We start from the raw sequence: 13,517 nt of genomic DNA, 5'->3' as shown, positions 1-13,517 counted from the left end.
GGACGACGCAGTCGGTGGAGGCCCCGCATGCAGGCATGGCAGGTGCACGAGAACGGTGAGCCGGGCGAGGTGATGCGCCTCGCGGAGGTCCCGCCGCCGACGCCGGGCGACGGCCAGGTCCTGCTGCGGGTCCGCGCCGCGAACGTCAACTTCCCGGACGCGCTGCTGTGCCGGGGCCAGTACCAGGTCAGGCCGCCGCTGCCGTTCACGCCGGGCGTGGAGGTCTGCGCCGAGACCGAGGACGGCCGCCGGGTCCTGGCCAACCCCGCGCTGCCGTACGGCGGGTTCGCCGAGTACACCGTCGCGGACGCCGCCGCCCTGCTGCCCGCGCCGGACGCCCTGGACGACGCCGAGGCCGCCGCCCTGCACATCGGCTACCAGACGGGCTGGTTCGGGCTGCACCGCCGGGCAGGTCTCCAGGCCGGCGAGACCCTGCTGGTGCACGCCGCCGCGGGCGGGGTCGGCAGCGCGGCCGTACAGCTCGGCAAGGCCGCCGGGGCCACGGTCATCGGCGTGGTCGGCGGCGCCGACAAGGCCGCCGTCGCGCGGGAGCTGGGCTGCGACACGGTGATCGACCGGCGCAGCGAGGACGTGATCGCCGCCGTGAAGGAGGCCACCGGCGGACGTGGCGCCGACGTGATCTACGACCCGGTGGGCGGCGCCGCGTTCAAGCAGTCGACGAAGGTGGTCGCCTTCGAGGGCCGGATCGTGGTCGTCGGCTTCGCGAGCGGCGACATCCCGAGCGCCGCCCTCAACCACGCCCTGGTGAAGAACTACGCGATCCTCGGGCTCCACTGGGGCCTGTACAACACCAAGAACCCGGGACTGGTGGCCGAGTGCCACGGGCGGCTCACCGAACTGGCCGCGACGGGCGCCGTCAAGCCGCTGGTCAGCGACCGGGTACCGCTGGACGGGGCCGCCGGGGCCGTGCAGCGGGTCGCCGACGGGGTGACCACCGGCCGGGTGGCCGTCGTCCTGGAGAAGGGAGCCGCCGCATGACCACCACCGAGAAACTCCGTCAGCGCACGCGGGAGTTGCTGGCCGCGCACCCGCCCGCCTCCACCGACCGCCTCGGCTTCCTGCGCGCCCGCTTCGACGCGGGACTCGCCTGGGTGCACTTCCCCGAGGGCCTCGGCGGACTCGGCGCCCCCCGCACCCTCCAGCCCGTCGTCGACGCCGAACTGGCCGCCGCGGGCGCCCCCGACAACGACCCCCGGCGCATCGGCATCGGCCTCGGCATGGCCGCCCCGACCATCCTCAAGTACGGCACCGAGGAGCAGAAGCAGCGCTTCCTGCGCCCGCTGTGGACCGGCGAGGAGGTGTGGTGCCAGCTGTTCAGCGAGCCCGGCGCCGGCTCCGACCTCGCCGCGCTCGGCACCCGCGCGGTGCGGGACGGCGACAGCTGGGTGGTGGACGGGCAGAAGGTGTGGACCTCCAGCGCCCATCTCGCCCGCTGGGCCATCCTCATCGCCCGCACCGACCCGGACGTGCCCAAGCACCGCGGCATCACCTACTTCCTCTGCGACATGACCGACCCCGGAGTCGAGGTCCGGCCGCTGCGGCAGATCACCGGCGAGGCCGAGTTCAACGAGGTGTTCCTCACCGGCGTCCGCATCCCCGACTCCCGGCGCCTGGGCGAGATCGGCGACGGCTGGCGGGTCGCGCAGACGACCCTCAACAACGAGCGCGTCGCCATCGGCGGCCGGAGCCTGCCCCGCGAGGGCGGCATGATCGGCCCGGTCGCCAGGACCTGGCGCGAACGCCCCGAGCTGCGCACCCACGACCTCCACCAGCACCTGCTCACCCTCTGGGTCGAGGCCGAGGTCGCCCGGCTCACCGGCGAACGCCTCGGCCAGCAGCTCGCCGTCGGCCACCCCGGCCCCGAGGGCGCCGGCATGAAACTGGCCTTCGCCCGCCTCAACCAGGAGATCAGCGGCCTGGAGGTGGAACTCCGCGGCGAGGAGGGCCTGCTCTACGACGACTGGACCATGCGCCGCCCGGAACTGGTCGACTTCACCGGCCGCGACGCCGGCTACCGCTACCTGCGTTCCAAGGGCAACAGCATCGAGGGCGGCACCAGCGAGATCCTGTTGAACATCGTCGCCGAACGCGTCCTCGGCCTGCCCGCCGAGCCCCGCACCGACAAGGACGTCGCCTGGAAGGACCTGGCCCGATGAGCGACCTGCTGTACTCGGAGGAGGAAGAGGCGCTGCGCGCCGCCGTCCGGGACCTGCTCACCGACCACTGCGACGCGGCCGGCGTCATCGCGCGCACCGAGACGGACACCCCCCACGACCTGACCGTCTGGAAGTCCCTCACCGAGGGGATGGGCCTGGCCGGTCTCCTGATCCCCGAGGAGTACGGCGGTCAGGGCGCCGGCCACCGCGAGACGGCCGTCGTCCTGGAGGAACTCGGCCGGGCCGTGGCCCCCGTCCCGTACCTGACCAGCGCCGTCGTCGCCACCGAGGCGCTGCTGGAGTGCGCCGCCGGTCAGCCACTGGCCGAGCTGGCCTCCGGCCGCCGGATCGCCGCGCTCGCCGTCGGCCTGCACACCGCCCCCGGCGCCGCCTTCCCCGCCGTACGGCTGGAGAACAGCGTCCTGAGCGGCTCGCTGACCGGCATCGCGGACGCGGCCGTCGCCGACGTGCTGCTGGTCCCGGCCGACGACGGCGGGCTGTACGCGGTGCGCGCCACCGACGCGACCGTCACCCCGCGCACCTCCCTGGACCTCACCCGGCCGGTGGCCGACGTCTCGTTCGACGGGGTGCCGGGCGAGCGGCTGGGCGAGGCCGGGCCCGCCGTACGACGCGCCCTGCGGGCCGCCGCCGGTCTGCTCGCCTCGGAGCAACTGGGCCTGGCCGACTGGACGCTGACCGAAACGGTGCGCTACCTCAAGGAACGCAAGCAGTTCAACCGGCCCGTCGGCGGCTTCCAGGCGCTCAAGCACCGGCTCGCCGCGCTGTGGCTGGAGGTCGTCCACCTGCGCGCCGCCGCCCGGAACGCCGCGGACGCGCTGGCCACCGGCCAGGACACCGACGTCGCCGTGGCCGTCGCGCAGGCGTACGCGGCACCCGTCGCCGTCCGCGCCGCCGAGGAGGCCCTCCAACTGCACGGCGGCATCGGCATGACCTGGGAGCACCCGGTCCACCTGTACCTGAAGCGGGCCAAGGCCGACTCGATCGCCTACGGCACGGCGGGCGCCCACCGCGCGGCGCTGGCCGCGCTGGTGGAGCTGCCGGCACCGTAAGAGACCGCGACGGCACTCCGGAGAAGCCCGCCCGGCCTGGGCGGGCTTTTCCGTACGCCCCGCCCGCACGAAGTGAACAGGTGGCGGCCCACCGGCCAATTTCCCCGCACCGACCTGCTCCCGGCCCCCCTCCGCCTCGCATACTCACTGAGGTCCCGTAAGGCCTACCAGGGAGGCAGAGCATGGCCCTCACCACCCGTCGCAGAGCCCTCACCACCCTCGGCGCCGCCCTCGCCGGCGCGGTCGCCCTGCCCGCCGCCCCCGCGCTGGCCGGCGAACGGACGCGCCGCCCGCGTCCGTTGTGGCGCGCCCACGCCCACAACGACTACGAACACCCCCGCCCCCTCCTCGACGCCCTCGACCACCGCTTCGGCAGCGTCGAGGCCGACATCTACCTCGTCGACGGCCGACTCCTGGTCGCCCACGACGCCGTGGACCTCGACCCGGCCCGCACCCTGGAGTCCCTCTACCTCGACCCCCTCGCCGCCCGCGTCCGCGCCCAGGGCGGCCGGATCCACCGCGGGGACCGCCGCCCGCTGCAACTGCTCATCGACATCAAGACCGAGGGCGCGGCGACCTACCTCGAACTCGACCGTCACCTGCGCCGCTACCGGCACCTGTTCACCACGTACGCCCACGGCAGGGTGCGCACCGGCGCCGTCACCGCCGTGATCTCCGGCGACCGGGCGGCCCGCGCGCCCATGGAGGCGCAGACCGAGCGCCACGCCTTCTACGACGGCCGCCTCACCGACCTCGGCACCTCAGCCCCCGCCTCCTTCGTCCCGCTGATCAGCGACAACTGGACCAACCACTTCACCTGGCAGGGCGTCGGCACCTTCCCCGCCGCCGAGCGGCGCAAGCTGCACGACATCGTCGGCGCCGCGCACTCCCGCGGACAGCGCGTCCGCTTCTGGGCCACGCCCGACCTCGCGGGGCCGGCCCGGGACGCGGTGTGGGCGGAACTGGTCGCCGCGGACGTCGACCACCTCAACACGGACGACCTCGCCGGTCTGGAGGCGTTCCTGGACGCCCACCGGGCGGCGTAGCGCGCCGGGCACGACGGACACCACACGTTCGGAGGACGTGTCAGCCGCCCGGACGAACCCTCCGCTACGCCACACTTGCGGCCGAACGCCGTGAACCAGACATGCGGCGTGGCGGAGGAGGTTGACGATGGCCGTGTCCATCTCTGTGGTGCTGCTGCTCGCGATCCTGGCGGTGATCTTCCTGCGCAACGGCGGGCTGAAGGTCTCCCACGCGCTGGTCTGCCTGCTGCTGGGCTTCTACCTGGCCGGCACCAACATGGCCCCCACCATCAGCAGCGGGCTCACCGCCACGGCCGACATCGTGAGCGGTCTCAGGCCCTGATCCCTCGTTCCGCGATCAGCGGGCTTTCCAGGAGGCGTGATCAGCGGGCGTATCAGAGGTGTGATCAGGAGGCCGAGAAGACCCCGATCCCGTTCGGGACGAGGCGCTCGGCCCCGCCGCTGGGGTGGTTGCGCACCGAGACACCGGTCGCGCCCGGCGCGCGGGCGACCAGCGTCGTCGAACCGCCGCCGTCGAGACTGAACCCCTCCGTCGCCCCGCGTGCGCGCAGCGCCCGGGCCACCTCGGCGATGGTCAGGCCGGAGCGGTACGCGGACGAGCCGTCCACCGCGAGCAGCAGCACCCGCCGCCCGCCGTCCGCGATGCCCACCGCGGTCCGCACGGCCGACGTACGGTCGTCCAGTCCGGGCAGCGGCTGCCCGCCCGAGAGCACGGGATAGCCACCGAGGGCGAAGCCGAACGTTGCCCCGGACGCGGAGGCGACCAGGCGGTGGGTGACGGTCACGGCATCCCCGGTGGCGACCTTCCGCAGCTGCCGCGCACCTTCCTCACGGCCCACCAGCACCGTCGTGTCGTCGGCGATCGGGCCGCTGCCGGGAGTGCCGGACGCGGAGACCACCCGGCCGCCGCGGACCGTCACCTCGTAGGTGTCCGTGCTGCACGCGGCCCCCCGGTCGGTGTCCGTACCGCAGGTGGCACGCACCCGGGAGGCGCTGCCCCACTCGCCGGTGAAGGCGCCCACCGAGTCCACCGGCAGCGCGTACTGGTTGAACCCGCCGAGCGGCAGCGTGCCCTCCGGCGTGCGGATCTGACCGTCGAGGGCGAGCCGGTCGAGCCGTGCCCGCCGGTCGGTGCCGACGCCGAAGACCGCCTCGGTGGTGGTGCCGGGCGGCAGGGCCGGCCCGAACCGCTGGCCCTTCGGCACCGCCCCCTTCAGCGCCCGGCCCTCGGCGATCGCCGGTCCCACGCTCGCGCCGGTCGCCTCTACGCCCGGGTGCTGGCTCTCGGTGATGTTGAAGAAGTCCCCGTTGACGCCCCCGATGGCGCCCTGGGCGCCGGCCATCCGGGAGACCGTCGCCCGTGCCGCCACCGCCCCCGGGTACAGCAGGCCCAGCCGGACGTCCGGCACGTTCAGGTCGACGCCGAGCACATGGGCGTGGGTCGTCCCGCTCGCCGCCGGCAGGTCGAACTCCTCGTAGGTCACCCCCGGCGCGATCTCCCCGGCCGCCGGAGCGGCGGCGGCCGGTGCCGCGCCCACCAGCGCGCCGAAGGCGACCAGGAACGTCAGTGTCCGGCGGAATGCTGCACGACGCGTCACATGCGCTCCCTGATGTTCCGTCAGTTCCACGGGATCAGAGAGCAGTGCATCAGATCGCGGCGACCATGGGGGCAGCCGAGCGACAAAGACGCGCGGAAGGGCGGTAAAACGCACCCCCTCGGGTGCGCGCGGGCGGCGGTGGCCCGGAGCGGTGCGCCGTTGGCGTCCTCGGCCGGGGCGGGGTGAGGCGGGCCGTTTCCGTCCCTCGGGGTTCTCAGCCGCCCAGGACGCCGTCGCGGTGCAGCACCGTGACGCGGTGGAAGTTGCAGCCGGTCGGCGGTTCCGCGGCGGGCCACGTCTGGTGCGCCTTGAGCGCGATGCTCACCAGGCTCATCAGCAGGTCGACATCGGTCTCGCAGTCCAGGTGCACGGTCACCCAGCGGGAACCGGGGATCAGCTGGATCGCGCTGGAGCCACCGAGGTCGTAGTGGAAGCGCTGGATGGCCCGTTGGGTCAGGTGCAGGTCCACGTCCCGGTCCGAGTGGAAGTGGACGATCTCGTCACGGACTGAGCGGAGCGCCTGTCCGGTACCGCAACTGGCCGGCCCCGCCGTGAGGTCGGGCCAGTCCTGCAGTCGCTCCAGGGCACGCTGGGCCAGAGTCATGTCCCTATCGTCGCTCCATTACCACCCGGCAACCAGGGGTTGAGCAATTTGTAACCGGCGCGTGAGGTAATTGGACCGGTACGAGGTACCCGACGGTGCCGGACGCACGGGAAGCGCCGCGCGTGACCACGCGGCGCTTCATTGTCGTGAGCACAGTAGATCATGGTCGTGCGGCGGACACCACGGGTCCTGCCCGGCACTCTCGTGACCACCAGGACTACCGGGACGTCTTCGGACGACCGGGGTCGGGGGCGGCTACTCGTTCACACAGCCGATCGTCCCGATCGGATAGTCGTTGCCGGTGGAGGTCGCGGTGAATCCGAAGGTCACGCTGCCGTCCGCGGCTATGACCCGGTTGTGGTCCACGTTCCGCACCGTGACGGAACCGTCGGCCCCGGTGGACAGCGCACCGTTCCACACACTGTTGATCCGGGTCCCGGTACCGGGCGTCCACTGCACGGCCCAGCCGGCACGGGGCTCCGTTCCGTGGTTCATCACCTCGACGGAACCCTGGAAACCGCCGCTCCAGCTGTTCTGCACGGTGTACACCGCCATGCAGGACCCCGTGTGCGGCGGATCGGTCGGGGTCGGAGTCGGAGTCGGGGTCGGCTCGGGGGTGCTCCCGGCGCCGCGGATGCCGGTCACCTCGCCGTTGCCGCCGTCGAAGACGATGTCGGAGCAGGAGAAGAAGTTCTCCTGACTGTCCGACCGCACCCACTGGATGAAGAGCAGCGCGTCACCGGAGCGGCCCGAGGGCAGCGCCAGATCCCAGTAGTAGTGGCCGCCGTTGCTGCCCGGCGAGCCCTGCTGGGGCGGGTCGGTGACCGTCTGTATGAGCTGAAGGTCGTCCCAGGCCAGCTCGGAGGTGGGCGACCAGCCGGGCTCGGTCAGATAGACCCGGAAGTCGCCCGGATGTGCGGCCCAGTTGCTGTACTGCAACTGGATCGTCGCCCCGGACGTCAGATGGGTCTTCGGCCAGTCGGCGCGGGCCGCGTTGTAGGCGGAGAAGTCGTACGGCGAACGGTCGCCGGCACTGCACAGCGTGCCGTCGGGCACGTAACCGGCGCCCCGGCCGCCCGCGTTGGAGTCCAGCACGGCGAACCAGTTGTACAGCGCCGTCGCCCCGCTCTGGTCCAGTGCGTCCTGACAGGCGGGATTGGTCGGGTCCAGGGCGCCGGTGCCGGTGATGGCGTCCAGCTGGCAGAGGTAGGTGCGCGACCCGGGCGTCATCGCCACGCCGTGCGCCTCCGCCTTGCCCTGCCAGAGGGCGGTCAGCCCCAGTGCGCCGAGCAGGGTGGCCAGTACCGCCGCCAGGGAGAGGAGTCTGCTGCGTCGAGCCATGGAATCTCCAGTTTCCTGTTTCCTGGTTGGTGTCGGGTGTGGTGCGGGTCCTTTCGCTGATGTGGTTCCGGCCGGTCCAGGTCGGTCCCGGTCGGAGCCTCGTCAGAGGGCCGTGCAGGGGGTGCCGTTCAGGGTGAAGCCGTCGGGCTCGGCGAACGCGCCGCTGTAGGTGGCCTGGAATCCGAACGTCTGGCTGCCGCCTGCAGCGATCCGCGTACCGTGCTCCGGGCCGCGCACCGTCACCGCACCCGTCGCCGGCGTCACCGATCCGTTCCAGGCGTGGGTGATCTGCTGCCCCGGAGGCAGGGTGAAGGCCAGCCGCCAGTCGTCCACGGGCGCCGGTCCGGTGTTGCCGACTCTGACCTCCGCGGTGAAGCCGCCCTGCCAGACCTGCGGGGTGTAGGAGACCTCGCAGGCGGCCGGGGTGCCGGGACCGGTCGGCTCCTCGTCGTCGGTGACGACGGTCGAGGAGAAGGCGTCGACCGACAGCCCCGCACCGTTCTGCCAGGGTTCGAAGCCGGCCTGAACGCTCGTCAGGTACCAGTCGTTCCCGGCGAGGCCGCGGGAGACGGCCTGTCGGACGAAGTCCATGACGTCGAAACTCCAGCTGTCGACGGCCGCCGGGGCGACGAAGGACAGGACGTCATTGGAACCGTTGCCGCCCGACCACACCTCCCAGTTCCGCCCGGCCACCGTGGCGGTGCCGACCTGGGAGCCGATCGGCTGGATCGGGCCGACCCGGTTGAACCAGATCATGATCTCGGTCCGATTCACCCCGTCGGTCCGCGGCGTCGGGTCCAGCCAGATGTCGTACGAGGCGTTGTAGACGGCGTCGTCGACGAAGCCGTACGAGACGCTGCTGGGCGCGCTCGCTATGGAGTCGACCCGGGCGGGGAGTGCGGTGCCCGGCGAACAGTTGGTGTAGTGGCAGCCGTTGAAGACCGAGGGGTACGACTTCGGCGCGCCGTTGGTCGGCACCGAGCCGTCCGCTCTGCTCAGCCGGAAGCCGGTGTCGGTCACGGTGACGCACTGCTCGGCACTGCTGCCCCAGCGGTTGTTCTGGACGACGTAACGGTTCTGGATCGTGGCCGTGCCGTACTGCTCGCAGATGGTGGTGTCGGCCGCCCTGGCCGGCGCGGTGGTCGTTGCGAGCGCCGCGATGAGGGAGAGGGCCATGAGCAGCGCTCCGAAGAGGCCGCGCAGGGTAGTGACCTGGTGGGGGGACGATCGCATGCGGGGGACCTCTCTGAGGAGGAGGCTGAGTTGGGGGACGAGTGCGGATGGGAGCGCTCCCATCCATTGTTGTGGGGGGACTGTAGGAGTTGTTCATGTCCCTGACAAGGGTGTGTGCGGCTCCGTTCCGGTCGGGTGGAGGCCCGTCCGGACTGTCGCGGGTCACAGGAGGTCGACCAGTCTGATGTAGCGGGTCCAGTCCCACAGCGGACCGGGGTCCGTGTGGTCGCTGCCCGGCACCTCGTGGTGCCCGATGATGTGCTCCCGGTTCTTGGGGATGCCGTACCTCGCGCAGATCGCCGAGGTCAGCGCCGCCGAACTCGCGTACAGCGCGTCGGTGAAGTACGCCGGCTGATCCACCCACCCCTCGTGCTCGATTCCGATGCTGCGCGTGTTGTAGTCCCAGTTGCCCGCGTGCCAGGCGATGTCGGCCTCGCGGACGCACTGCGCCAGGTGCCCGTCGGAGGAGCGCACCACATAGTGCGCGGACACGTTCTTCTGCGGATTCTGGAAGATGGCCAGGGTGTCGGCGTAGGTCTCCTGGCTGACGTGGACGACCACGTAGTCGATGGGACAGGCCTGCGGGCGGCTGGACCGGGTGTAGTTCGACCCGCTCGCCGGCCGCCAATCGGCGCCCGGGTGGTCGACGTCCTGGGGCCGGGCGTCGGCCCGGGTGTTCGACAGCAGCGTGTGAGAGGCGGCGGCGAGGGCGGCGCCGCCGGCGAGGAGTCGTCGTCTGCTGGGGAGCGGTCGTGTCCGTTCCATGAGAAGTCGCCTTTCAGGCTTCGGGGTGGTGGGGAATCCATTGGCTTTCGTGCGTGGCTGACGAGCGTCGTGGACGTGTTCGCCCTCGTGTGCAGGGCCAACGGCGTCGCGGATGCCGAGGTTGCGGACGAGGGTGGTGTGCTCAGGGTGGCGCGCACACCCGCGGGAGCACCGTCACGACCCGGTCCCTCCTCCAGGTGGCGGTGGGCCCGGCGGACGCGGCCGCCGTTCTCGTGGCGGCTGCGTTCCGCGTGAATCACGGTACGGCGAGCGAGGGTTGGGCAGGAAGAAGCGGCGCCTTCCGGTGGACAACCGTCCGACTGTGGATAACTCCGCCACCCGATCGAGTGAGGGCCGGCCGTGTGCCGGAACGCCGACGAGCGAGCGGCGGCGACCAGGGCAGGTTGGGACGGTCGGACCGGATCAGGCCCTTCCCGCGACCGCCGCCGGGTCGTCCAGCACGGTCCGTACGACCGAGTGCGCGGCGCCCAGCAGCGGTCCCTGCGGTCCCAGGGCGGACACGGTCACCGGGCATGCCGGACCGGCGGTGCGCCGGGCCAGTTCGTCGCGGAGCGCGGGCAGCAGCCAGGGTGCGAGTTCGGCCAGGGCACCGCCCAGAATCACGCTCTCGGGGTCCAGCAGGTTCACCGCGCCGGTCAGCGCGATGCCGAGCGCGGTACCGGCGCCGGTCAGGGCGTGCCGTACGCGCTCGTCGCCTTCCGTCGCGCGCTGCGCGAGCTGGCCGACGCGGTTCTCGCCCGGTGCCAGGCCGGACGCCCGCAGGACCGCCTCCTCACCGGCGTACTGCTCCAGACAGCCGCGTCCGCCGCAGGCGCACTCGGGTCCGTCGGGGTGGACCGGCACATGCCCCAGTTCACCGGCGAAGCCCCGGGTGCCCCGCAGCAGCAGCCCGTCAACGACCACCGCCGCGCCGATGCCGATCTCGGCCGAGACATGGAGGAAGTCCCGTGGCGTGTCGTCACCGAGCCAGAGTTCGGCGAGTGCGCCGAAATTGGCCTCGTTGTCCACGGTCAGCGGCATGTCCACGGCCAGAAGGCTGCGGAGGTCGGTGTCGTGCCAGTCGAGGTTGGGGGCCCGTACGACGGTCCGGGTGTCCCGTGCCACCAGGCCCGGTACCGCCACGGCCAGCCCGGCCGGCCACAGGCCCTCCGCCTCGGCCTCGTCGACGACCTGGCGGACCAGGCCGGTGAGCTGTTCGAGTACCGGTTTGGCGGAGCGGTCGCGGTTGCCGCCGTGGCGTACGGCCCGGGACCGCACCCGGCCCCGCAGATCGACAGCGCACACCGCGAGGTGGTCGACACCGATCTCCGCACCGATCCCGGCTGGCCCGCTCGCGCTGACCGCCAGCGCCGATCCGGGCCGGCCGACCCGTCCCGGCCGCTCGGGCCCCAGCTCCTCCAGCAGGCCGGAACGGACGAGCTCGTCCACGAGGGTCGACACCGCCGCACGGGTCAGCCCGATCCGTGACGCGACGGCGGCCCGGGAGAGCCGGCCCTCGGCGCGGACGGTGTGCATCACCCGGGCGAGATTGCGGCGGCGCATGCCCTGCTGGGTGTCCGGCAGCGGACGTCCGGGACCGGCCGGGTGCGCGGGGTGCGGCGGTGCGGTCATGCCTCCTCAGTCCTCGTCGGTCTGTCAGTCGATCTATCAGTCGGTGTGTCAGTTGATGTTCAGTCGATGCGCGCGTCGATGTTCTCGGTCGACGTCCTCGGTCGATGCCCTCGGCGGGGTCATGGCTGATTCACGGTGGATTCATGGCGGCCACGCGCGTCGGCGGGTCCAGCCGGCCGGCCTCGGCGGGTGGCGATCGCCTGGCGGTACTTACCTGGTGGGCGCGCTCCGCTCCAGCAGCGGGGCCGCGTCGGAGAGTACGCCGGAGATCCGGGACAGTGTCGCCTCGTCCCGCTCCACGGCGTCCAGGACCGGACCGGCGGCGGTGTTCCAGCGCCGCGCGACCGCTGCCGCGTCCTCCCCGGTGAGCAGACCGGCCGCCTGCGCCGCCGCCCCGAGAGCCACCAGTTCCCGGGCCTCGGGAATCTGCACGGGGCGTCCCGAAAGCCGCCGTACGGTCTGCTGCCAGGCCGTGCCGCGGGCACCGCCGCCGATCAGAAGGAGGGGGGCGGAGGGGTCGGCGTCCGCGCCGAGCACCAGGTCCAGGGCGCCCAGCAGGGCGTGGACCGCGCCGTCGTAGGCGGCCTGGAGCAATTGGCCACCGGTCGTGTCGTGCCGCAGCCCGTGCAGCAGGCCGGAGGCGCTCGGCAGGTTGGGGGTGCGCTCGCCGTCCAGATACGGCAGCAGCGTGACGTCGGCGCAGGGCTCGACGGCCTCCCGGTCCAGCCCCAGCAGCGTCGCGACCCGGTCGACGGCGAGCGTGCAGTTGAGGGTGCACGCGAGCGGCAGCCAGTCGCCGCGCGCGTCGGCGAAACCGGCCACCGTGCCGGTCGGGTCGGCGGGCCGGTGCCGCGTCACGGCGTACACCGTCCCCGACGTCCCCAGGCTCATCACCGGCACGCCGGGGCTGACCCCCAGGCCCAGCGCGGCGGCCGCGTTGTCGCCGGTGCCGGGCGCGACCAGGGTGCCCGTGGCGAACGGCAGGTCATGACCGCCGCGTACGGTGCCGGCCACCTCGCCGGGCCGTACGACCCGGGGCAGCAGCGCCGGATCGAGCCCCACGCGCGCGAGGGTCTCCTCGTCGTACGCCTCCGTCCCGGCCGCCCACCATCCGGTGCCGGACGCGTCGCCGCGGTCGGTGGTCCCCTCGCCGGTGAGACGCTCGGTGAGGTAGTCGTGGGGGAGGCGTACGGCCTTGGTCGCGCGGACGGCCTCCGGCTCGTTCTCGGCCAGCCAGGCCCACTTGGTGACGGTGAACGAGGCACTGGGGACGCTGCCCGTGCGCTCCGCCCACGCCTTGGGGCCGCCCAGCTCCTCGATCAGGCGCCGCGCGTGCGGTGCCGAACGCACGTCGTTCCAGAGCAGGGCCGGGCGCACCGGCTCCCCCCGCGCGTCCAGCGTGACCAGTCCGTGCTGCTGTCCGCCGATCGACACCGCGGCCGCCTCGTGCGCCGCCTCGCCGCACTGCCGCAGGGCCTCGCACAGGGCGTCCCACCACTGGCGCGGATCGCTCTCGCGGCCCGCCCCCGACGACACGGTGTGCGGGGCCTGGCCGCTCGCGACGACCCGGCCGGTGGCCGCGTCGACCACCAGTGCCTTGGTGGACTGGGTGGACGTGTCCACACCGACGACGAGCGGACCCTCGGCTGCTGACATCGGGCTTCTCCCTCTTTCCGCGGCTCTGTGCGATTCCGACCTGGGACTCCAGGGATGTCTCCACGGGCTTCCGCTTCGGGAGCCAGGACCGCGAAGACACGGACATCACTCCTCCGAGACACCCTGACCCTTCCCAGGAATGCGTCCGCATACTAATTTGTAAAGCGCCATGACGAAATAGTCGCAAGCGAGCAAGGAGCCGCGGCATGAGCTACCAGCCCACTCCCGAGGACAGGTTCACGTTCGGTCTGTGGACCGTTGGCTGGCAGGGCAGGGACCCGTTCGGGGACGCGACCCGGCCGGAGCTGGATCCGGTCGAGTCGGTGCGGCGTCTGGCGGAGCTGGGCGCGTACGGGGTGACGTTCCACGACGATGATCTGATCCCGTTCGGTGCG

The 13,517-nt window shown here is 72.5% G+C and carries 12 protein-coding genes and 1 pseudogene; 6 read left to right on the top strand and 7 right to left on the bottom strand.

What is annotated here, in order from left to right; all coding sequences use genetic code 11:
- The first annotated feature begins 27 nt into the window (after positions 1-27).
- The 5 genes from J7I94_RS18765 (at position 28) to J7I94_RS18745 (ending at position 4,615) form a co-directional block, all read left to right on the top strand.
- Positions 28-999, top strand: a complete 972-nt coding sequence (locus J7I94_RS18765) for an NADPH:quinone oxidoreductase family protein (RefSeq protein WP_215168281.1) — start codon at positions 28-30, stop codon at positions 997-999.
- Positions 996-2,177, top strand: coding sequence for an acyl-CoA dehydrogenase family protein (locus J7I94_RS18760; RefSeq protein WP_215168280.1), 1,182 nt, complete (start codon positions 996-998; stop codon positions 2,175-2,177). Before J7I94_RS18765 ends, J7I94_RS18760 begins: the two co-directional genes overlap by 4 nt.
- Positions 2,174-3,247, top strand: coding sequence for an acyl-CoA dehydrogenase family protein (locus tag J7I94_RS18755; RefSeq protein ID WP_215168279.1), 1,074 nt, complete (start codon positions 2,174-2,176; stop codon positions 3,245-3,247). The genes J7I94_RS18760 and J7I94_RS18755 overlap by 4 nt, the downstream gene beginning before the upstream one ends.
- A gap of 182 nt (positions 3,248-3,429) precedes the next feature.
- The gene (locus tag J7I94_RS18750; RefSeq protein ID WP_215168278.1) at positions 3,430-4,293 is read left to right on the top strand and encodes a phosphatidylinositol-specific phospholipase C/glycerophosphodiester phosphodiesterase family protein; all 864 of its coding nucleotides are present in this window, start codon (positions 3,430-3,432) and stop codon (positions 4,291-4,293) included.
- Between the two features lie 127 nt (positions 4,294-4,420).
- Positions 4,421-4,615 carry a hypothetical protein gene (locus J7I94_RS18745; RefSeq protein WP_215168277.1) on the top strand — a complete coding sequence of 65 codons (195 nt, stop codon included), beginning with the start codon at positions 4,421-4,423 and terminating at the stop codon, positions 4,613-4,615.
- Positions 4,616-4,679: 64 nt separating this feature from the next.
- On the opposite strand, the gene J7I94_RS18740 is transcribed toward J7I94_RS18745, so the two are convergent.
- The 7 genes from J7I94_RS18740 to xylB form a co-directional block, all read right to left on the bottom strand.
- On the bottom strand, positions 4,680-5,891 hold the full coding sequence (locus J7I94_RS18740) for a phosphodiester glycosidase family protein (RefSeq protein ID WP_308114615.1): 1,212 nt from the start codon (positions 5,889-5,891) through the stop codon (positions 4,680-4,682).
- Between the two features lie 214 nt (positions 5,892-6,105).
- On the bottom strand, positions 6,106-6,495 hold the full coding sequence (locus tag J7I94_RS18735) for a luciferase family protein (protein WP_215168276.1): 390 nt from the start codon (positions 6,493-6,495) through the stop codon (positions 6,106-6,108).
- A gap of 255 nt (positions 6,496-6,750) precedes the next feature.
- Positions 6,751-7,836 (bottom strand): lytic polysaccharide monooxygenase, encoded by a 1,086-nt coding sequence (locus J7I94_RS18730; protein WP_215168275.1) that lies wholly within the window; start codon positions 7,834-7,836, stop codon positions 6,751-6,753.
- Positions 7,837-7,938: 102 nt separating this feature from the next.
- Positions 7,939-9,069, bottom strand: coding sequence for a cellulose binding domain-containing protein (locus J7I94_RS18725; RefSeq protein WP_215168274.1), 1,131 nt, complete (start codon positions 9,067-9,069; stop codon positions 7,939-7,941).
- A 162-nt stretch (positions 9,070-9,231) separates the two neighbouring features.
- Complete coding sequence (locus J7I94_RS18720; RefSeq protein ID WP_215168273.1) at positions 9,232-9,834, bottom strand: N-acetylmuramoyl-L-alanine amidase; 603 nt, start codon at positions 9,832-9,834, stop codon at positions 9,232-9,234.
- Positions 9,835-10,257: 423 nt separating this feature from the next.
- On the bottom strand, positions 10,258-11,466 hold the full coding sequence (locus J7I94_RS18715) for an ROK family transcriptional regulator (protein ID WP_215168272.1): 1,209 nt from the start codon (positions 11,464-11,466) through the stop codon (positions 10,258-10,260).
- A gap of 210 nt (positions 11,467-11,676) precedes the next feature.
- The gene (gene xylB / locus J7I94_RS18710) at positions 11,677-13,122 is read right to left on the bottom strand and encodes a xylulokinase (protein WP_215168271.1); all 1,446 of its coding nucleotides are present in this window, start codon (positions 13,120-13,122) and stop codon (positions 11,677-11,679) included.
- Between the two features lie 206 nt (positions 13,123-13,328).
- Here xylB and J7I94_RS18705 point away from each other — a divergent pair.
- Positions 13,329-13,517, top strand: a pseudogene (locus tag J7I94_RS18705) (xylose isomerase); the annotation flags it as partial.

Source organism: Streptomyces sp. ISL-12 (genome assembly GCF_018614415.1).
Lineage (GTDB): Bacteria > Actinomycetota > Actinomycetes > Streptomycetales > Streptomycetaceae > Streptomyces.
Note: the sequence above shows the minus strand (reverse complement) of the source record. Positions and strands in the feature narration are given on the sequence as shown.

Excerpts from the sequence above, each read along its gene's own strand:
- J7I94_RS18765 (WP_215168281.1), top strand. The coding sequence starts at position 28 with ATGCAGGCATGGCAGGTGCACGAGAACGGTGAGCCGGGCGAGGTGATG.
- J7I94_RS18760 (WP_215168280.1), top strand. The coding sequence starts at position 996 with ATGACCACCACCGAGAAACTCCGTCAGCGCACGCGGGAGTTGCTGGCC.
- J7I94_RS18755 (WP_215168279.1), top strand. The coding sequence starts at position 2,174 with ATGAGCGACCTGCTGTACTCGGAGGAGGAAGAGGCGCTGCGCGCCGCC.
- J7I94_RS18750 (WP_215168278.1), top strand. The coding sequence starts at position 3,430 with ATGGCCCTCACCACCCGTCGCAGAGCCCTCACCACCCTCGGCGCCGCC.
- J7I94_RS18745 (WP_215168277.1), top strand. The coding sequence starts at position 4,421 with ATGGCCGTGTCCATCTCTGTGGTGCTGCTGCTCGCGATCCTGGCGGTG.
- J7I94_RS18735 (WP_215168276.1), bottom strand. The coding sequence starts at position 6,495 with ATGACTCTGGCCCAGCGTGCCCTGGAGCGACTGCAGGACTGGCCCGAC.
- J7I94_RS18730 (WP_215168275.1), bottom strand. The coding sequence starts at position 7,836 with ATGGCTCGACGCAGCAGACTCCTCTCCCTGGCGGCGGTACTGGCCACC.
- J7I94_RS18725 (WP_215168274.1), bottom strand. The coding sequence starts at position 9,069 with ATGCGATCGTCCCCCCACCAGGTCACTACCCTGCGCGGCCTCTTCGGA.
- J7I94_RS18720 (WP_215168273.1), bottom strand. The coding sequence starts at position 9,834 with ATGGAACGGACACGACCGCTCCCCAGCAGACGACGACTCCTCGCCGGC.
- J7I94_RS18715 (WP_215168272.1), bottom strand. The coding sequence starts at position 11,466 with ATGACCGCACCGCCGCACCCCGCGCACCCGGCCGGTCCCGGACGTCCG.
- xylB (WP_215168271.1), bottom strand. The coding sequence starts at position 13,122 with ATGTCAGCAGCCGAGGGTCCGCTCGTCGTCGGTGTGGACACGTCCACC.